Origin of the sequence: Burkholderia sp. B21-005 (assembly GCF_020843965.1) — a bacterium.
In the GTDB taxonomy this organism is placed as follows: Bacteria; Pseudomonadota; Gammaproteobacteria; order Burkholderiales; family Burkholderiaceae; genus Burkholderia; species Burkholderia ambifaria.
In genome coordinates this window covers 3,369,386-3,388,480 of sequence record NZ_CP086301.1, presented here as the reverse complement: position 1 = coordinate 3,388,480, position 19,095 = coordinate 3,369,386, and the positions used below count along the sequence as shown (strand labels likewise).

17 protein-coding genes are annotated in these 19,095 nt (G+C 68.5%); 11 read left to right on the top strand and 6 right to left on the bottom strand.

The features are described from left to right. Positions 1–71: 71 nt before the first annotated feature. From LMA02_RS15755 to LMA02_RS15735, 5 genes are read left to right on the top strand one after another with little or no spacing between them, the layout of a single operon-like run. Entirely contained in the window at positions 72–1,082 is a 1,011-nt protein-coding gene (locus LMA02_RS15755) for an ABC transporter permease subunit (RefSeq protein WP_228906123.1), read from the top strand. Between the two features lie 4 nt (positions 1,083–1,086). Then, positions 1,087–2,004 (top strand): ABC transporter permease subunit, encoded by a 918-nt coding sequence (locus LMA02_RS15750; RefSeq protein WP_105831972.1) that lies wholly within the window; start codon positions 1,087–1,089, stop codon positions 2,002–2,004. 2 nt (positions 2,005–2,006) lie between these two features. Continuing rightward, complete coding sequence (locus LMA02_RS15745; RefSeq protein ID WP_228906122.1) at positions 2,007–3,005, top strand: ABC transporter ATP-binding protein; 999 nt, start codon at positions 2,007–2,009, stop codon at positions 3,003–3,005. Next, positions 3,002–4,021, top strand: coding sequence for a peptide ABC transporter ATP-binding protein (locus LMA02_RS15740; RefSeq protein ID WP_228906120.1), 1,020 nt, complete (start codon positions 3,002–3,004; stop codon positions 4,019–4,021). The genes LMA02_RS15745 and LMA02_RS15740 overlap by 4 nt, the downstream gene beginning before the upstream one ends. After that, a complete protein-coding gene (locus tag LMA02_RS15735; protein ID WP_228906118.1) occupies positions 4,014–5,159 on the top strand; it encodes a TraB/GumN family protein in 1,146 nt (381 codons plus the stop codon). The genes LMA02_RS15740 and LMA02_RS15735 overlap by 8 nt, the downstream gene beginning before the upstream one ends. Before the next feature lie 557 nt (positions 5,160–5,716). On the opposite strand, the gene pxpA is transcribed toward LMA02_RS15735, so the two are convergent. Genes pxpA through pxpB form a run of 3 tightly spaced genes read right to left on the bottom strand, consistent with a single transcriptional unit; the run spans position 5,717 to position 8,260 of the window. Beyond that, positions 5,717–6,481: a 5-oxoprolinase subunit PxpA gene (gene pxpA, locus LMA02_RS15730; RefSeq protein ID WP_166724644.1), complete on the bottom strand. Its 765-nt coding sequence runs from the start codon at positions 6,479–6,481 to the stop codon at positions 5,717–5,719. Positions 6,482–6,536: 55 nt separating this feature from the next. Next, entirely contained in the window at positions 6,537–7,607 is a 1,071-nt protein-coding gene (locus LMA02_RS15725; protein ID WP_228906111.1) for a biotin-dependent carboxyltransferase family protein, read from the bottom strand. Continuing rightward, positions 7,604–8,260, bottom strand: a complete 657-nt coding sequence (pxpB, locus tag LMA02_RS15720; protein WP_166724642.1) for a 5-oxoprolinase subunit PxpB — start codon at positions 8,258–8,260, stop codon at positions 7,604–7,606. The genes LMA02_RS15725 and pxpB overlap by 4 nt, the downstream gene beginning before the upstream one ends. Before the next feature lie 148 nt (positions 8,261–8,408). Between pxpB and LMA02_RS15715 the strand changes: the two genes are divergently transcribed. Then, entirely contained in the window at positions 8,409–8,921 is a 513-nt protein-coding gene (locus LMA02_RS15715; RefSeq protein ID WP_006751934.1) for a winged helix DNA-binding protein, read from the top strand. Positions 8,922–8,989: 68 nt separating this feature from the next. On the opposite strand, the gene LMA02_RS15710 is transcribed toward LMA02_RS15715, so the two are convergent. Continuing rightward, on the bottom strand, positions 8,990–9,598 hold the full coding sequence (locus LMA02_RS15710) for a 5-formyltetrahydrofolate cyclo-ligase (RefSeq protein WP_175761135.1): 609 nt from the start codon (positions 9,596–9,598) through the stop codon (positions 8,990–8,992). Positions 9,599–9,606: 8 nt separating this feature from the next. Here LMA02_RS15710 and LMA02_RS15705 point away from each other — a divergent pair, with 8 nt between their 5' ends. The 3 genes from LMA02_RS15705 to LMA02_RS15695 all read left to right on the top strand — a co-directional run bounded on the left by LMA02_RS15705 (position 9,607) and on the right by LMA02_RS15695 (position 13,489). Beyond that, the gene (locus LMA02_RS15705) at positions 9,607–11,559 is read left to right on the top strand and encodes a lytic transglycosylase domain-containing protein (protein ID WP_228906110.1); all 1,953 of its coding nucleotides are present in this window, start codon (positions 9,607–9,609) and stop codon (positions 11,557–11,559) included. 268 nt (positions 11,560–11,827) lie between these two features. Beyond that, positions 11,828–12,787 carry a complex I NDUFA9 subunit family protein gene (locus tag LMA02_RS15700; RefSeq protein ID WP_228906108.1) on the top strand — a complete coding sequence of 320 codons (960 nt, stop codon included), beginning with the start codon at positions 11,828–11,830 and terminating at the stop codon, positions 12,785–12,787. Between the two features lie 54 nt (positions 12,788–12,841). After that, positions 12,842–13,489 (top strand): glutathione S-transferase family protein, encoded by a 648-nt coding sequence (locus LMA02_RS15695; RefSeq protein ID WP_175678294.1) that lies wholly within the window; start codon positions 12,842–12,844, stop codon positions 13,487–13,489. A 13-nt stretch (positions 13,490–13,502) separates the two neighbouring features. On the opposite strand, the gene LMA02_RS15690 is transcribed toward LMA02_RS15695, so the two are convergent. Continuing rightward, complete coding sequence (locus LMA02_RS15690; protein ID WP_228906101.1) at positions 13,503–14,555, bottom strand: RNA-guided endonuclease InsQ/TnpB family protein; 1,053 nt, start codon at positions 14,553–14,555, stop codon at positions 13,503–13,505. 92 nt (positions 14,556–14,647) lie between these two features. On the opposite strand from LMA02_RS15690, the gene LMA02_RS15685 reads away from it, so the two are divergent. Then, positions 14,648–15,889, top strand: coding sequence for a multifunctional CCA addition/repair protein (locus LMA02_RS15685; RefSeq protein WP_228906094.1), 1,242 nt, complete (start codon positions 14,648–14,650; stop codon positions 15,887–15,889). 45 nt (positions 15,890–15,934) lie between these two features. Here the strand turns inward: LMA02_RS15685 and LMA02_RS15680 are convergent, their stop codons facing one another. Further along, positions 15,935–16,768: a helix-turn-helix domain-containing protein gene (locus LMA02_RS15680; RefSeq protein WP_228906092.1), complete on the bottom strand. Its 834-nt coding sequence runs from the start codon at positions 16,766–16,768 to the stop codon at positions 15,935–15,937. Between the two features lie 429 nt (positions 16,769–17,197). Here LMA02_RS15680 and LMA02_RS15675 point away from each other — a divergent pair, with 429 nt between their 5' ends. Further along, complete coding sequence (locus tag LMA02_RS15675; protein ID WP_228906091.1) at positions 17,198–19,048, top strand: M24 family metallopeptidase; 1,851 nt, start codon at positions 17,198–17,200, stop codon at positions 19,046–19,048. The last annotated feature ends 47 nt before the right edge of the window (positions 19,049–19,095 follow it).

Genomic DNA, 19,095 nt, shown 5'->3' with positions numbered 1-19,095 from the left:
TCCGGCGGCGGGAGGCCAAAAGCTTCCCGTCGCCGGTCGCACATTTCCCACAAGAAAATACGAGACGCATCATGTTCACATTCGTGTTGCGCCGCGTGGGCATGGTGATCCCGACCTTCATCGGCATCACCATCCTGGCGTTTGCGCTGATTCACCTGATACCGGGCGACCCCATCGAAGTGATGATGGGCGAGCGCGGCGTCGATCCCGCGATGCATGCGGAGGCAATGAAACGGCTCGGCCTCGACCAGCCGCTGCCGCTGCAGTACATCCACTACATCGGCCGTGCGGTGCACGGCGACCTCGGCACGTCGATCATCACCAACACCAGCGTCGCGGGCGAATTCTTCGCGCGCTTCCCGGCGACCGTCGAGCTGTCGCTGTGCGCGCTCGTGTTCGCGCTCGCGGTCGGCCTGCCGGCCGGCGTGATCGCCGCGCTGCGACGCGGCTCGGCCATCGATCACGGCGTGATGGGCACCGCGCTCACCGGCTACTCGATGCCGATCTTCTGGTGGGGGCTGATCCTCATCATGGTGTTTTCGTCGTATCTCGGCTGGACGCCCGTGTCGGGGCGCATCGCGGTCGAATACGACTTCCCGCACCCGACGGGCTTCATGCTGATCGACGCGCTGCTCGCGCCGGACGAAGGCGCGTTCAAGTCGGCGGTCAGCCACCTGATCCTGCCCGCGATCGTGCTCGGCACGATCCCGCTCGCGGTGATCGCGCGGATGACGCGCTCGTCGATGCTCGAAGTGCTGCGCGAGGATTACATCCGCACCGCCCGCGCCAAGGGGCTGTCGCCCGCGCGCGTGGTCGTCGTGCATGCGCTGCGCAACGCGCTGATCCCGGTCGTCACCGTGATCGGCCTGCAGATCGGCACGCTGCTCGCGGGCGCCGTGCTGACCGAGACGCTCTTTTCGTGGCCCGGTGTCGGCAAGTGGCTGATCGATGCGATCGGCCGTCGCGACTATCCGGTCGTCCAGGGCGGCATCCTGCTGATCGCGACGCTCGTGATCGTCGTGAACCTGGTCGTCGACCTGCTGTACGGCGTGCTGAATCCGCGCATCCGCCACACGAGGTAATTCCATGAGCAATCTGCAAAACACCCTGCCGAGCGAGTCCGCGCCGGCCGGCGGCCGTGCGCTCGCGCTGCGCGAGTTCTGGGCCAACTTCTCGCGCAACCGCGGCGCCGTCGGCGCCGGCATCGTCGTGCTGGTGCTGATCCTGGTCGCGCTGCTCGCACCGCTGATCGCGCCGCACAGCCCGGTCGAGCAATACCGCGACTACGTGAAGATCCCGCCCGCGTGGCTCGAAGGCGGCAACTGGCACTTCATCCTCGGCACCGACGAAGCGGGCCGCGACATTCTTTCGCGCCTGATGTTCGGCGCGCGGATGTCGTTCTGGATCGGCTTCGTGTCGGTCGTGCTCGCGCTGATCCCCGGCATCGTGCTCGGGCTGGTCGCCGCGTTCTTCCAGAAGTGGGCCGACACGCCCGTGATGCGCATCATGGACGTGCTGCTCGCGCTGCCGTCGCTGCTGCTCGCGGTCGCGGTCGTCGCGATCATCGGCCCGGGCCTCACCAACACGATGTTCGCGATCGCGATCGTCGCGCTGCCGGCCTATGTGCGTCTCACGCGCGCGTCGGCGCTCGGCGAACTGCAGAAGGAGTACGTGACGGCGTCGCGCGTGGCCGGTGCCGGCACGGTGCGCCTGATGTTCTCGCAGGTGCTGCCGAACTGCACGGCACCGCTGATCGTGCAGGCGACGCTCGGCTTCTCGTCGGCCATTCTCGACGCGGCCGCGCTCGGCTTCCTCGGCCTCGGCGTGCAGCCGCCGACCGCCGAGTGGGGCGCGATGCTCGCGTCCGCGCGCGACTACATCGACAACGCGTGGTGGATCGTGACGATGCCCGGCCTGTCGATCCTGATTTCGGTGCTCGCGATCAACCTGCTCGGCGACGGGCTGCGCGACGCGCTCGATCCCAAACTGAAGCGGATGGCCTGACCATGAGCCAAGATCTACTGACTATCCGCAATCTCGCGGTGAACTTCAACGGCCTGCCCGCTGTCGACCGGATCAACCTGTCGATCGCGCCGGGCGAGGTGGTGGGCGTCGTCGGCGAATCGGGCTCGGGCAAGAGCGTGACGATGATGGCGCTGATGGGCCTGATCGATGCGCCGGGCAAGGTGACGGCCGACGAGGTCACGTTCAACGGCGTGGACCTGCTGAAGGCGTCGCCGAAGGCGCGCCGCAAGATCGTCGGCAAGGACATCGCGATGGTGTTCCAGGACGCGCTGTCGAGCCTGAACCCGAGCTACACGGTCGGCTACCAGATCAAGGAGGTGCTGAAGCTGCACGAAGGACTGCGCGGCGACGCGCTGCACCGGCGCGCGCTCGAGCTGCTCGACCAGGTCGGCATTCCCGATGCGAAGAACCGCATCACGGCGTTCCCGCACCAGATGTCGGGCGGGATGAACCAGCGCGTGATGATCGCGATGGCGGTGGCGTGCAATCCGAAGCTCCTGATCGCCGACGAGCCGACCACCGCGCTCGACGTGACGATCCAGGCGCAGATCATGGATCTGCTCGTGAAGCTGCAGAAGGAGCGCGGGATGGCGCTCGTGCTGATCTCGCACGACCTGGCCGTGGTGTCGGAGGTCGCGCAGCGCGTCGCGGTGATGTACGCAGGTGAGGTCATCGAGACCAATCGCGTGCCGGACATCTTCCGTGCGCCGCATCATCCGTACACCGAAGCGCTGCTCGCGGCGATTCCCGAGCACAATAAGGGGGCGCGTCGCCTTGCCGCATTGCCGGGCATGGTGCCGGGCCGCGATGATCGCCCGTCCGGCTGCCTGTTCGCGCCGCGCTGCAAGTACGTCGTCGACGATTGCCGCAAGGCGCGTCCGGCGCTCGACACGCTGGTGTCCGGCAACGATGCGATGCGTGCGCGCTGCATCAAGCCGCTCAATGTTTCCAACCTCGACCTGACGGGAGGCGCACGATGAATGCAGTCCACGAAACGCGTGCCACGTCGCACGGCGACGAGGAAGCGGTGCTGGTCGCGGATGGCCTCGCGAAGCACTACTCGGTGAAGCGCGGGATGTTCGGGCAGGGCACCGTGAAGGCGCTCAACGGCGTGTCATTCACGCTCAAGCGCGGCAAGACGCTCGCGGTCGTCGGCGAGTCGGGCTGCGGGAAATCGACGCTCGCGCGCCAGCTCACGATGATCGAGACGCCCACCGCGGGCAGCCTGGTGATCGACGGCAAGAACGTGGCCGGCGCGAACCGCGCGACGGTCGCCGACCTGCGCCGCCGCGTGCAGATGGTGTTCCAGAATCCGTTCGCGTCGCTGAACCCGCGCAAGACCGTCGAGCAGACGCTCGGCGAGCCGCTCGAGATCAACGCGAACCTGACGGCCGCCGAACGCGCGGCGCGCATCGCGCAGATCATGCGCACGGTCGGCCTGCGGCCCGAGCACGCGAAGCGCTATCCGCACATGTTCTCGGGCGGCCAGCGCCAGCGCGTCGCGATCGCGCGCGCGATGATCCTCGATCCGCGCATCGTCGTCGCCGACGAGCCGGTGTCCGCGCTCGACGTGTCGATCCAGGCGCAGATCCTGAACCTGTTCATGGATCTGCAGGAGCAGTTCAAAACCAGCTACGTGTTCATCTCGCACAACCTGTCGGTGGTCGAGCACGTCGCGGACGACGTGATGGTGATGTACTTCGGCAGCGTCGCCGAGCTCGGCGACAAGGCGACGATCTACGCGCGGCCGCGGCATCCGTACACGCGCGCGCTGATGTCGGCGACGCCGGCGATCTTCGAGGAAGACCGCCGCGTGCAGATCAAGCTGCAGGGCGAGCTGCCGTCGCCGCTCAATCCGCCGTCGGGCTGCGCGTTTCACCAGCGCTGCCCGTACGCGATCGACCGGTGCCGCGTCGAGGAACCGCAGTTGCGCGACGTCGACGGACGCCGTGTGGCCTGCCATCGCGCCGAGGAGGTGGGGGAGGCGAATGCCTGATGGTTTGGCGGCGCGCGCGTCAGACGTGCGCCGTTCGGGGACTGGCAGCGCGCGTGTGATGCGCGCGTGCCGCAACGCACGGCGCTGGAGCGTGCGCACGGTCACGGGCGCGGCGCTGGCCGGCGCGTGCGTGGCCGCCAGCGTGCTGGTCCCGGCCGACGCCGCGCGTGCCGAAGGGCGCGCGCCGGCGAGTTCGCCGATCCATCCGTCGCAGGTTCCGCCGCCCGGCATCAGCCTGCCGGGCTTCCATGCGCCGTCCGTGTCGAACGGCACGGTCGCGCGCGGCACGGTGCGCGTGCAGCCCGCGCGCATGCCGTTCTATGTCGCCACCCGGGGCAGGGTCACGCTGTACGTGCTCGGCACGCTGCATACGGGCGACCCGTCCGACTATCCGAGCGTCCAGCCGTTCCGGCCGCGCATCCTCGGGGCGCTCGCCGCGTCGCCGACGCTCGCGCTCGAGCTGTCGCCGGACGATCTGCTCGAATCGCAGGACGACGTGTCGAAGTACGGCGTGTGCCGCTACCCGTGCCTGCAGCGCCTGCTGCCCGAGCCGCTGTGGCAGCGGCTCGCCGCGCGCCTGCACGGCAATCCGGCCGCGCTCGCGGAAATTCGCCGGATGCGGCCGTGGCTCGCGGCGCTGGTCGTCGAGACCTACGACTCGCTGTCGGCCGGCCTGCAGACCGAATTCGGCACCGAGGCGCAGCTGCAGAACGTGTTCCTGAAGAAGAAGGGCGGCCGCGTGATCGGGCTCGAGACGCTTGCCGAGCAGATGCGTGCGTTCACCGGGCTGACACTCGCGGAGCAGCGCGAGATGCTCGCGCAGGACATGGTGCAGACGCCGGCGCAGAACGCCGCCGACATCAAGGCGCTGCATCGGCTGTGGCAAATTGGCGACGCCGATGCGATCTCGGCGTGGGCGGTCGCGAAGAGCGAGCGGCTGGCCCGTTCGAAGGCGCTGTCGGCGTCGATCGACAACAAGATCCTGTACGAGCGCAACCGGCGCTTCGTTGCACGGATGACGGCAATCGCCGCGCCGGACCGGCCGGTATTCGTCGCAATCGGCGCGCTGCATTTGGGCGGCCCGCGCGGCGTGCTCGAATTGTTGCGCCGGCAAGGATACCGGGTCGACGCGAACTGATCGCGCCGGGTGCCGCGCATCGATCCTTCCCTGTTTGATCGACGACGCGCGCGCGGTGTGAAGCGGCTGCGCGGCCGCGCGATCCGATAAGGAAAACCCTCGAATCCTCAGGAAATAGCGTTTAAAACGATTGACATCCGGTTCTGCCAATCTCTATTCTTCATCCCACAAGTTGAAAAAATGAAAAGAATAGATAAGTTCTACGGGGTAGCAGAAAACAAAGCGCGGGGTTAGCGTAGCCGGCACGTGATGCGCGTGCCGGCCGCGGAGTGTCTGCATGCACGGCGGGGCCAAACATCGTCGGTACAACACATGCATGCGGCAGACTTGCGGATAAGCGACGTTCCGTCGTCCGACCGGGGGAAGCAGTATTCGGGCGGCGGCGGACGTTTTTTAATCCGGAGCATTTTTCCGGTCACCGTCGCTAGACGGTTTCGGGGGGCGAATCGACAGACGGCGAAGTCCGCGGCGATTGTGCCAACAGAAGAGCGCCACGAGGGCGCTTTTTTCTTTGGTGCGGCGGTTTTCGTCAGGCGGCAGCGGGGCTTGCGCGCTTCTCAAGCGTCTTCGTCGGCCTGCAGCGCGCCGGGCGCGACGACGTCGACCCCTGCCGCTTCGAGCGCCGTGCGGATCCGCTTCGCGAACGCGAGCGCATGCGGGCCGTCGCCGTGCAGGCAGACGGTCTGCGCATTGAGCGGCACCCACTCGCCGCTTACCGCGCGCACCTTCCGCTCGCGCACCATGTCGAGCGTGCGTGCGAGCACGGCATCCTCATCGTCGATCAGCGCGCCGGGCTGGCTGCGCGGCACGAGCGAGCCGTCCGCGCGGTAGCCGCGATCGGCGAACACTTCCTCCACCGCGGCGAGCCCCGCGTGGCGCGCGGCCGCGACGAACACGCTGTTGGCGAGCCCGAACACGGCGAGCGACGGATCGAAGTCGTGGATCGCGGACACCACCGCGTCGGCGATCAGCGGGTCGCGCGCGGCCTGGTTGTACAGCGCGCCGTGCGGCTTCACGTGCGCGATGCGGCCGCCTTCGGCCTGCGCGATCGCCGACAGCGCGCCGAGCTGGTACAGCACGCCCGCATAGATGTCGCCGGCCGGCAGCTGCATTTCCTTGCGGCCGAAATTCTCCGGGTCGTGAAAACTCGGGTGTGCGCCGATCGACACGCCTTTCTGCACGGCCCAGCGCACGCAGTCGCGCATCGCATTGGCGCCGCCTGCATGCCAGCCGCACGCGATGTTCGCCGACGTGACGAGGTCGAGCAGCGCCTCGTCCGATCCGCATCCTTCGCCGAGATCGGCATTCAGATCGATTTCCATGATGTTCCTCGTCCACGGATGGCGTGGCGTGTCCTCCTTGTTGCTTACGACATTGTCACGCCGCGCGCGATTGCTCGCGACGGCGAGTTTCCTCGCGCATCTCGATCGCGACGTCGATCTGCCGCAGATAGGCACGTTCCGCGGTCAGGGCGGCGCGCGCGGCGTCGGGTGTCGTGCGCACGAAGCGGATCGGCAGGTTCAGGCGCGCCTGGGCGAGTTTCCAGAGATCCGCGCGGATCACCGTGCCGATCTTCGGATAGCCGCCGGTGGTCTGCGCATCGTGCATCAGCACGATCGGCTGGCCGTTCGGCGGCACCTGGATCGTGCCGGGCAGCACCGCGTGCGACAGCAGCTCGACCGGCCGCTCGCGCGCAAGCTCGGCGCCGGCGAGGCGATAGCCCATCCGGTTGCTGTTCGCGGTGACGAGCCATTCCTCGTCCCAGAACGCCTGCTGCGAATCGGCCGCGAACGACGCGTAGTCGGGGCCCGGCAGCACGCGCACGGGCATCGCCCACGGCGCGTGCGCGGGACGATGGTGGCGGCGCGGTGGTTCGTCGACGCGCACGAACGCGCACCACGTGGGCGCCTTCACGCCGAATTCGGGCGCATCGGTCGCGAGGCAGCCGGCGCCGGCCGGCGGCACGCCGACCGGGAGCCGATCGCCGTCGCGCAGCGCGCGGCCGCCGAGGCCGCCGAAGCGCGACGCGAGATCGGTGCTGCGCGAGCCGAGCATCGGCAGCACGTCGATGCCGCCCGCGATGCACAGGTAGCCGCGCATCCCGCGCTTCGCGGCCGGCAGCACGAGCGTCTGGCCGGCTTCGACCGGCAGGCTCCACCATGAATACACGGGCTTGCCGTCGAGCGTCGCGCCGAATTCGGTGCCGGTGATCGCGATGCGCGTCGCGCGCGTGAAGCGGAACGCGGCCGGGCCGATCGTGAGTTCGACGGCCGCCGCGTCGGGGCGATTGCCGACCAGCCGATTGCCGACCTCGAGCGCGAGGCCATCGAGCGCGCCGCCCTGCGCGACGCCGAAATGGCGCGTGCCGCGGCGGCCGAGATCCTGCACGGTCGACAGCGGGCCGGCGCGGACGACCTCGATCGTGCCCGGTGCGGTGTTCTGGCTCATGTCGCGTCGACTCCGGCAATGGTGAAGCGCACGCGGTCGCCGGGCAGCAGCAGCGTCGGCTGCGCCCGCGTGGGGTCGAACAGCACGTGCGACGTGCGGCCGATCAGTTGCCAGCCGCCGGGCGACGTAGCTGGATAGATGCCCGTCTGCGCCCCGCCGATGCCGACCGAGCCGGCCGGCACTTCCAGGCGCGGCGCCGCGCGGCGCGGCGTGTGCAGCGACGCATCGAGGCCGCCGAGATACGCGAAGCCCGGCTGGAAGCCGACGAAGAACACGACGTATTCGGCGGCCGTGTGGCGCGCGACGACTTCGTCGGCCGACAGCCCCGTATGCGCGGCGACGGCCGGCAGGTCGGGGCCGGCGGCGCCGCCGTATTCAACGGGAATCTCGATCTCGCGGCCCTCCGCGTGCTCGACGTCGGCGGTTTCCCACGCGTCGCGCAGCGCCGGCGTGAGCGACTCGGCCGTCGCGGCGAGCGCGTCGAACACGATCGTCAGGTTGTTCATGCCCGGCACGACGTCGATCACGTCGGGCCACGCGCGCGCGACCTCGGCGACGGCCCAGACGCGGCGCTGGCAATCGAGCGTGGCGGGCGGCGGCACCTCGCAGACGAGGGCGGCATCGCCGAGCGGATAAATGCGGGGTTGCGTCATCGGACTGGCACGGTTCGGACGGCAATGTTAGCGCACATTGTCGATAAAATATCGACAACTTCCCAATAAGCGTTTTCGCCTAGCTCGTATGCCGGGGCTTCTGTCGTACACTCGGCACTCCCTGTCATCCGGCTTGCGCCGCCTTTCCATGAAGCGTCCTGCGACCAAGATCGTGTCATCCGAACACCTCGTTTCCGAGTCGAGCGCGGAGCTGTCGGAGCTCGAATACGGCCTCATCATGGCCGGCAACGCATTCAACCGATGGATGGTGCGCTGCATGTCGGCCGCGGGCGCGAAGGACATGACGGCGGTCGAGGTGTCGCTGCTGCATCACGTCAGCCATCGCGAACGCAAGAAAAAGCTCGCCGACATCTGCTTCGTGCTCAATATCGAGGATACGCACGTCGCGACCTATGCGCTGAAAAAACTGATCGCGCGCGGCTATGTGAAGAGCGAGAAGAGCGGCAAGGAAGTGTTCTTCTTCGCGACCGACGCGGGCCGCGAGCTGTGCCTGAAGTATCGCGAGGTGCGCGAGCATTGCCTGATCGAGACGCTGAAGGACAGCGGCCTCACCAACGCGCAGATCGGCGACGCCGCGCAACTGCTGCGCCACGCATCGGGCCTCTACGATACGGCCGCGCGTGCGGCGGCCTCGCTGTAAACGATTGCGAACGGGACGGTGAACGCGGTGACGCGCGGCATGCCGCTGGCGCGGTGTCGCGCGCCGCGTCATCCGGCGGCCGGGTAAAGCGCGCCGTCGGTCACGATCCAGCGCATCGCGAGATCGTGCGCCTCGGCCGGCAGCGCATCCACGCGGCACGCTTCATACGCGATGCCGACCGTCACCGGCAGCGTGTCGCCCGGCCACACCGCGAGCGTGCGGTCGTAGTAGCCGCCGCCATAGCCGAGCCGGTAGCGCTCCAGATCGAATCCCACACACGGAATCAGCAACAGGTCGGGCACGACGACGACCCCCGACGCCGGCTCCGGAATCCGGTGATGCCCTTCGCGCATCGGCGTGTGCGCATCCCACGCATGGAACGCGAGCGGCGTGTGACGCTCGCCGATCACCGGCAGCGCGGCACGGCGGCCGGTGCCGGCCGCGGACCATGCGAGCACCGCGTCGCGCGCGTCGAATTCGCCCGGCAGCGGCCAGTAGAAGCCGACCGTGCGCGGTGCGAGGCGTTCGAGCAACCCGCGCAGCCGCGCGTCGAGCGCGGCGTTCGCGGCGGGCTGCGACGCGGCGTCGCGACGCGCGCCGGCCAGCGTTTTGCGCAGTGCAACCTTCGGGTTCGGCACAGGGTTGCATGCTATGCTTTCGCTCAATTCGTGCTCCATTCAAAACGATGTCGAACAGCCTTTTCCGAGTATATCGCGCGGTCGCGCTCACGCTTTCGGCCGCCGCGCTCGTCGCGGGCACGGCCGCGTGCGCCGCACCGGGCGACGACACGCTCGCCGGGGATGACCAGATCTTCGTGCAGCTTCGCGAAGCCGCGCGCCGCAACGACGCCGCGAAGGCCGCGCAGCTCGCGTCGATGATCCCGAACTATCCGGTCCCGTCCTACGTCGAGTATTTCCAGATCAAGCCGCAGCTGTTCGATTCGACGGGCCGCGCACGTGTCGACGCGCCCGACGCACCCGTGCAGTCGTTCCTGCAGCGCTACGACGGACAGGCGATCGCCGACCGCATGCGCAACGACTACCTGCTCGTGCTCGGCGCGCGCCACGACTGGCGCAACTTCGACGACCAGTACAAGCGCTTCGTGCTCGACGACGACACGCAGGTCAAGTGCTACGCGCTCGAATCGCGCGCGGCGCGCGGCGAGAACGTCGCCGAGGCGGCGCGCGCGCTGCTCGTCGAGCCGAAATACTACGGCGACGCCTGTGTCGACCTGATTACGGCGCTGACGGTCAACCAGCAATTCACGAGCGACGACGTGTGGCAGCAGGCGCGCCTCGCGTACGAGCAGAACTACACGACGCTCGGCGGCAAGATCGTCGACGCGCTCGGCCCGCGCCCGGTCGACTTCGACCAGGCGACCAGCGCGCCGCCGCTGTACCTCGCGCGCGGCGTCGGCCCCGACGCGGCGTCGCACCAGCTCGCGCTGATCGCGCTCGGCCGCATGGCGCGCAACGATCCGGACGCGGCGGCAGGGATGCTGACGTCCGTCACCGGCTCGCTCACCAAGCAGGAACAGGCGATTGCGTGGGGCGCGATCGGCTACCAGGGCGCGATCAAGCGCTCGCCGCTCGCGTCGGTCTGGTATGCGAAATCCGCGAACGCGCCGCTGTCGAACCCGGGCTACGAATGGCGCACGCGCGCCGCGCTGCTCGCCGGCAACTGGCCGATGGTGCGCTGGTCGATCGAGCAGATGCCGCCGTCGCTGCGCGACGATCCGGCCTGGATCTACTGGCATGCGCGCGCGCTCAAGCAGAGCGGCGACACGCTGCAGGCGAACCAGGAATTCGAGCAGGTCGCGGGCCAGTACAACTTCTACGGGCAGCTCGCCGGCGAAGAGCTCGGCCAGCGCACGAGCGTCCCGCCGCGCACGAAGGTGAGCGACGCCGAGATCGGCGCGATGAGCAAGATTCCGGGCTTCGCGCTCGCGCAGCGCTTCTATGGGCTGAACCTGCGCCTCGAAGGCAACCGCGAATGGAACTGGCCGCTGCGCGGGATGACCGATCGCCAGTTGCTCGCGGCCGCCGAATACGGCAAGCGCGTCGACCTGCTCGACCGCACGGTCAACACGGCCGACCGTACGAAGGCCGAGCACGACTTCACGCTGCGCTACCCGTCGCCGTACCGCGACATCGTCGAGCGCTATGCGCAGTCGTCGGGCCTCGACATCGAATGGGCGTACGGGCTGATCCGCCAGGAATCGCGCTTCATCACGAACGCGCGTTCTTCCGTCGGCGCGGGCGGACTGATGCAGCTGATGCCGGCCACCGCGCAGCTCGTCGCGAAGAAGCTCGGGATGGGCACGATCACGCGTGCGCAGATGCACGACATCAATACCAACATCCAGCTCGGCACCTGGTATCTGGCGGACATCTACAACAATTTCGACAGCTCGCCGGTGCTGGCGACCGCCGGTTACAACGCGGGTCCGGGCCGGCCGCGCCAGTGGCGCCAGGTGCTGACGCAGCCGGTCGAAGGCGCGATCTTCGCGGAGACGATTCCGTTCAACGAGACGCGCGACTACGTGAAGAACGTGCTGTCGAACACCGTCTACTACGCGGCGCTCTTCGAGGGCAAACCGCAGTCGTTGAAGAAACGCCTGGGCATGATCTCGCCCTGATCCGCAATCTTCATACTGCCGCGCGAGACGCGGCAGTATGCTCAAGGGGCTGTCACGCTCATGACCGGCCAGCCCCGTCTATGATTCTCCTGGTCAGGGGAACGAGCGTTGCCGGCCGCATCGCGGCGTCGCGCGTCGCTTGTCAGGCTCGGCCGGACGGCGCGCCCTGCTTCTTGCACGCGCCCGAAGGACGTCCCGTTGGGGGGCGCCGGCAAGGCTCGTTCGCAAGCCCGTCATGAGCGTGAACCGCCCGTTGGAGGACTCGACCATGGATCGCCAGACCGTCGCGCTGCTGGGCGGCACCGGCTTCATCGGCAGCCGGCTCGTCAATGCGCTGATCGACGCCGGCAAGCATGTGAGGATCGGCACGCGGCGGCGCGAGCACGCGCGCCACCTGCAGATGCTGCCGGTCGAGATCGTCGAACTCGACGCGCTCGATACGCGCACGCTGGCCCGGTTCGTCGCCGGCGCGCACGCGGCCATCAACCTCGTCGGCGTGCTGCACGGCGGCCGCGGCACGCCATACGGGCCCGGCTTCGAGCGCGCGCACGTCGCGCTGCCGGCCGCGCTGGCCGCCGCATGCGTCGAAGTCGGCGTGCGGCGCGTGCTGCACATGAGCGCGCTCGGCGCCGATTCGCACGGCGCGAGCATGTACCAGCGCTCGAAAGGCGACGGCGAGGCCGCGCTGCACGCGGTCGCGGCGACCGATTCGCTCGCGCTGACGATCTTCCGCCCGTCGGTCGTGTTCGGCCCCGGCGACACATTCCTCAACACATTCGCGAACCTGCAGCGCACGCTGCCGGTGCTGCCGCTCGCGATGCCCGATGCGCGCTTTCAGCCGGTGTTCGTCGGCGACGTCGTGAGCGCGTTCGTCAACACGCTCGATCTCACGGCCGCGCACGGCAAAACCTACGAGCTCGGCGGTCCGACCGTCTACACGCTCGAGCAGCTGGTGCGCTATTGCGGCACGCTGGTCGGCCGGCAGGCACGCATCGTGCGGCTGCCCGACGCGCTTGCGCGGCTGCAGGCGAGCGTGTTCGAATGCCTGCCCGGCGAGCCGATGATCACGCGCGACAATCTCGCGTCGATGTCGGTGCCCAACGTGCTGTCAGGGCCGCTCGCGCCGGAACTCGGGCTGTCGCCCGCGAGTCTCGAGAGCATCGCGCCCGCGTATCTCGGCGACGGCGCGCAGCGCTCCCGCTTCGACTGGTTCCGCTCGCGCCGCTAGGCGTCGCGGGCCACCGCCTCCCTCATTCACTTTCGCGCCTTTCGGAACACCGCCATGAAACTCGTCATTGGAGACAAGAATTACTCGTCGTGGTCGATGCGGCCGTGGCTGCTGCTCGCGCATTTCGGGATCCCGTTCGACGAGATCGCGATCGAGCTGCGCCGCGACGACACGGCCGCGCGCATTCGCGAGTATTCGCCGACCGGCAAGGTGCCGTGCCTGATCGACGATCACGGCACCGCGATCTGGGATTCGCTCGCGATCGCCGAGACGCTTGCCGAGCGCTATCCGCAATTCCCGATGTGGCCGGCCGATCCGCTGGAGCGCGTCCACGCGCGCTGCATCTCGGCCGAGATGCACTCGGGCTTCGCCGCGCTGCGCACGCAGATGGGGATGAACGTGCGCGCGTCGATGCCGGGACGCGGCGCGACGCCCGATGCGCTGGCCGACGTCGCGCGCATCGACGCGCTGTGGAGCGCGTGCATCGAGGCATCGGGCGGGCCGTTCCTGTTCGGTGAGTTCGGGATTGCCGATGCGATGTATGCGCCGGTCGTGATGCGCTTCAATACGTATGCGCCGGCGCTGTCGCCGGAGGCAGCCGGCTACGCGGCACGCGTGACGGCGCTGCCGGCCGTGCAGCGCTGGATCGACGCCGCGCGCCGCGAAACCAATGTGATTGCCGAATACGAACCGACCCCTTGACGTCCTCGTCCGCCTAAAGGCGGAGGATTCCCACACCTGGCGATGCACGTCCGCATCGGAGAATGTTCACGGCAGCGTTGGTATCTCGATCATGCACGACACCACAGCCACTGCAGGCCCACTCTCTCATTCGCAGTCCCGCGATACCTTTCGGCCGCGTCGTGCTGTCTTTCGACCCGCACGACGAACAGGACTGGGTAGAACCGCTTTCGTCGACTTCCTCGAACGTGGCCCCGTGCGCCATCGCCTTGTAACGGAGCTTGTTTCGGAAGGACGACCAGGATGCGTCGTAGACGCTCTTCGCCATCCTGGTTCTGGCGAGCTTCGCGGCCGACACGTTGCCGACCGCGAGGTAATCGAAACGCCGCACCAGATCGAGCGCGAGCTTGTGCTGGAAATCGGCACGGGCATTCGCCACTTTGGCGTGCAGCTTCGCGATATGTCGCTTGTGCTTGCGCGCCCGTTGCGCTTTCGCGAGCTTCTCGGCCGCGCGTCGGCCGAATTGGTCGTTCGGCAGCTTCTCGCCGGTCGAAAGTGTGGCAAAGTCTTTCAGGCCGAGATCGATGCCGACACCGGAACGGATCGGGCGGACCTGAACATCGGGCATCTCGATCGCGATGTTCAGAAACCAGTTGCCGCGCGCATCCTGTGCGAAGTTGGTTCCGTCCTTGATCTTGCCTTCAGGAAGTGGGCGGCTGTTGAACACGCGAAAGGTGTTGCCGCCAAAGCGAAACGCGTCGCCCTCGCGCTTCAGGTCGCGGCCCTTCAGCGGCACCCAGCCCAGCGATTTCCTGCCGCGATAGCGCAGGTAGGGACGTCGGTGCTGACTGCGCGAATTCGCATATTGTTCGCACGTCGCGTTGATCGTTCCGGAGTGAATGCCGAGCGCCTTGCTGCTCCCCGTCGTCAGCACGTTCAGATCGAATCCCGTCGGCCACTTCTTGTTCCACTTGACCGCGTGCTTCTGCGTGTCATTGCAGAAGTTCCAGACGTAGTTCACCGCACGGCTCTGCTTGTTGAGCAGTCCGTTGAGCGACTTCACGCGGTAGCGGTAGACAAGGATCATGCCGGTGATCCTAACCCGTGGAAGAAGCTGCTTGTCAACAGCACTCCTTTCTTTCCCGCCATCAATGACGGCGTTTCTCGGAGCAATTCGCCATGAACATCTACGCAGTAGGCGGAGCGATCCGCGACGAATTGCTCGGCGTGCCGGTGCAGGATCGCGACTACGTGGTGGTGGGCGCGACGCCCGAGCAGATGGTCGCCCAGGGCTTCCGGCCGGTCGGCAAGGATTTCCCGGTGTTCCTGCATCCGGACACGCAGGAGGAATACGCGCTCGCGCGCACCGAGCGCAAGACGGCGGCCGGCTATCACGGCTTCCAGTTCTACTTCGCGCCGGACGTGACGCTCGACGAGGATCTCGCGCGGCGCGACCTGACGATCAACGCGATGGCGCGCGAAGTGAGCCCGGAGGGCGCGCTGGTCGGGCCGGTGATCGATCCGTTCGACGGGCAGGCCGACCTGCGTGCACGCGTGTTCCGGCACGTGGGCGACGCGTTCGTCGAGGATCCGGTGCGGATCCTGCGGATCGCGCGTTTTGCCGCGCGCTTCGCGGATTTCACGGTCGCGGACGACACGCTCGCGCTGATGCGGCGCATGGTCGACGCGGGCGAAGCGGACGCGCTGGTGCCCGAGCGCGTGTGGCAGGAAATCGCGCGCGGGCTGATGGAGGCGAAGCCGTCGCGGATGTTCGCGGTGCTGCGCGAGTGCGGCGCGCTCGCGCGCATCCTGCCCGAGGTCGACGCGCTGTGGGGCGTGCCGCAGCGCGCCGACTACCACCCGGAAGTCGACACGGGCGTGCACGTGATGATGGTCGTCGACTACGCGGCGAGGCAGGGCTACTCGCTGCCGGTGCGCTTCGCGGCGCTCACGCACGATCTCGGCAAGGCGACGACGCCCGCCGACGTGCTGCCGCGCCACGTCGGCCACGAAGGCCGCGGCGTCGACCTCATCAAGCCGTTGTGCGAGCGGCTGCGTGTGCCGAACGAATGCCGTGATCTGGCGCTGGTGGTCGCGCGCGAGCACGGCAACCTGCATCGTGTGATGGAGATGGGCGCGGCGGCGCTGGTGCGGTTCTTCGAGCGCAGCGATGCGCTGCGCAAGCCGGCGCGCTTCGCGGAGATGCTGCAGGCGTGCGAAGCGGATGCCCGCGGCCGGCTCGGGCTCGACACGCAGCCGTATCCGCAGGCCGAGCGGCTGCGCGTGGCGCTGGTGGCGGCGCGCAGCGTCGACGCGGGCGCGATCGCGCGCGGTGTCGGCGACGATACGATGCAGATCAAGGACGCCGTGCATCGCGCACGGGTCGAGGCCGTCAAGCAGGCGCTGGCGATCGGCGAATAGCGCGGGAGAACCGGGCGGCGCGGTGCGGCGCCCGGCCGCCAGCCGTCATTGCTTCGTGCGGGTGGTGGCGCGGCGGGCCGGGGTGGCGGCGGCCGGACGTTTGCCCGCGGCCGCGCGCGGCTTGCCGGCAGTGGGCTTGGCAGCTGGCTTGGCCGCCACGCGGGGCGGCAGCTCGGCGGCAGGCGCGGCCGCGTTCGCGTCGCGCTCACGCTCACGTTTCTGCGCCGGTTCGCGGCGGCTCACGCGCGGCTCGCCCGGCGTCGGGCCGGCATCGCGCGCGTGCGGCTTAATTTCCATCGCCACGGACCCGAATTCGGCGCAGCTGTCGTCGAAGAGCGGTAGCGTGCCGACCGCGATCAGTTCGGCCGGCCCGTCCCCGACATTCGCGACGCGATGGCGCTTGCGCGCGTCGAAGTGCAGCGAGTCGCCGGGCGACAGCGGGTAATCCTTCTTGCCGATCGTGTAGCAGACGCGGCCGGTCAGCACGTACACGAACTCGTCGCCGCCGTGCGCGACCCATTCCGAACGGTAGCCCTCCATCATCCGGACCTTGAGCGCGTGGATCTGACTGCCGTCGAAGGTGGTCGACAGCCGTTCGTACCATTGCGACGTGGCGTCGACCGCGTACGGCTCGCGGCGGCCCGCGCGTGAGTCGGGCTGCGCCTGGCGCGGCTGCTCGATCAGCGTGCCGAGCGGCACGTTCAGCGCCTTCGCGACGTTGACGAGCGACGACAGCGAGATACCGGTGAGATGACGCTCGACCTGCGACAGGAAGCCGATCGACAGGTTCGCCTCGGTCGCGACTTCCAGCAGCGTCTTCTTCGCTTCCCGGCGCAGGCGCCGAATGCGCTGGCCGATACGCATGAGGTCTGAATCCATGAATCTCTTTCGTGACAACGAGTCGGGAGGCGAGCGGACGGGTGGTGCAGTCGCCGGGACGTTGCGTTCCGCGAAGCGCACGAAGCACGGCCGTCGGGACGGCAATGCCGGCGCATTGTACCGCGCGGCGGCGCCCGCACGGCGCCACGCCGCGCATGGCCGGGCCGCCGTCGCGCGCCGTGTCGGTAATTTTAGCCCTACGAAAATTTTGGCTTGACCTCAATTTCAGCGTGCTCTAGATTCTGTCGACGCATCAAACAAAGTTAAGTGAGACAAAAATTTTTCCCGAGACCGGCCGCCGGAACGGCGCCGCGGCCCGGCTGCCCGCGGGGCCTTGCGCCGTCCGCGCACGGGCGCCGCGCCGCGTCAGGCGTGCGCCATGCCGCGTGACACCGCCGGCTGCCGACAACAATCAAGAGCGGGTATCCGATGATCGATCGACTGAAATACAACTTCTCCGGCCTTCCCTCGTATGACGCGTGCGTCGCCGACACGCAGCGCGGCCTGTCGCGCGTGCTCGACGCGCTGCGGCTCGACGCCGTGGTCGTCACGTCGCAGGACGAATACATCACCGAATACCTGCCGCGCAGCAACAACCCGCGCTACGCGCTGTCGGGCTTCGACGGCTCGGCCGGCTGCGGGATCTTCCTGAGCGCGGCGACCGCGCAGGCGCTCGGCGTGCCGCCGTTCGTGCTGTTCGTCGACGGCCGCTATCACCTGCAGGCCGAACAGCAGTGCGACCCGGCGCAGGTGCGGATCGAGAAGCTCGGGATGAACGTGACGATCTGGCAGGCGCTGGGTGACTGGCTCATCGCGCACGCGAGCCGGCTCGCACGGGTCGGCTACGACGCGCTGCGGATCAGCGTCGCGCAGCGCGACCGGCTGGTCGAGCAGACGCAGCCCGCGTCGCTCGACTGGACGAGTCTCGGCGAGCGCGAGATCGACCGCGCGATCGCGCTGCCGGGCTGGGTGGTCGAGCGGCCGATCTTCGAGCTGCCGGACACGATGACCGGCGCGAGCGTCGCGCAGAACCTCGACGCGCTGAACCGCCGGCTCGCCGCGCACACCGGCGCGGCGCCCGGCAAGACGGCGTTCTTCACGTGTGCGTCGGACGATCTCGCGTACCTGCTGAACAGCCGCGGCTATCACATCCCGAATGTGTCGTCGCACCTGGGCTTCCTGTTCGCGGTCGGCGCGCAGGTCGCGCTGTTCCTGCCGGAAGGCTGCGACCGGTGCCCGGTCGAGCTGGCGTCGTATCCGGCGCTGCACGTGATCCGGCGCGACTTCGCCGAACTCGAGCGCTTCCTCGCGTCATGCGCGATCGACCACGTGTGCTACGGCTTCGAATCGGTCAACTGCGCGCTCGTCGAGTCGGTGCGCCGCGTGTGGCCGCATGCGCGCCACGCCGATTTCAACCCGGTCGAGGCGATGCGGGCCGGCAAGACGCCGGCGGTGCTCGACCGCTTCCGCGACGCGTTCGCGCGCAGTTCGGCGGCGATCGCCGAAACGATGCGCTGGGCGAAGGCCGGCGAGCCGGGGCGGCGCCATACCGAATACGACCTGGCCCGCACGATCAACGACGCGTACGGCGCCCGCTCGGCGGTCGCGCTGACGTTCCCGTCGATCGCGGCGAACGGCGCGAACAGCGCGTTCGCGCACTACACGACGGCGAGCGCGGAGGTCGAGCTGACGGAGGGCGAACTCGTGCTGCTCGACAGCGGCGCGTATTACGACGCCGGTTTCGCGACGGACTGCACGCGCGTCGTGCTGCGCCGCACGCGGCCGGAAACGGTCGCGCAGCCGTGGCAGCGCGAGATCTATACGGTCGCGCTGAAGGCCTGCATCAAGGGGCTCGTCACGCGCTTCCCGAAGACGGCGACGGGTGGCGACGTCGACGCGGCGGTACGGCAGGTGTGCCGCGACCACGGCTACGATTTCGGCCACGGCACCGGGCATGGCGTCGGGATCCACGTCCACGAGGGCGGCGTGCGGTTCGCGCCGGGCGCGAAGTACGGGCTGGTGCCGAATGCGGTGATTTCGGTCGAGCCGGGCATCTACGTGCCGGGCAAGGGCGGCGTGCGGATCGAGAACATCGTGATCGTGCGCGCGGACGACGACGCATCGGACACTGTCGCGTTCGAGAACATCGTCACCGTCGGCTACGACTGGGACCTGATCGACGTCGAACTGCTGGACGACGACGAGCGCGCGTACCTGCGCGACTACGAACGGCTTTGCGTGGAACGCGGCACGCAGGTCACCGCGTGTCCGCTGCTGTAAGGCGGGAAAGGCGCTCGCGGCCGCAGCCGGGCCGCGCGGTGCGCGGC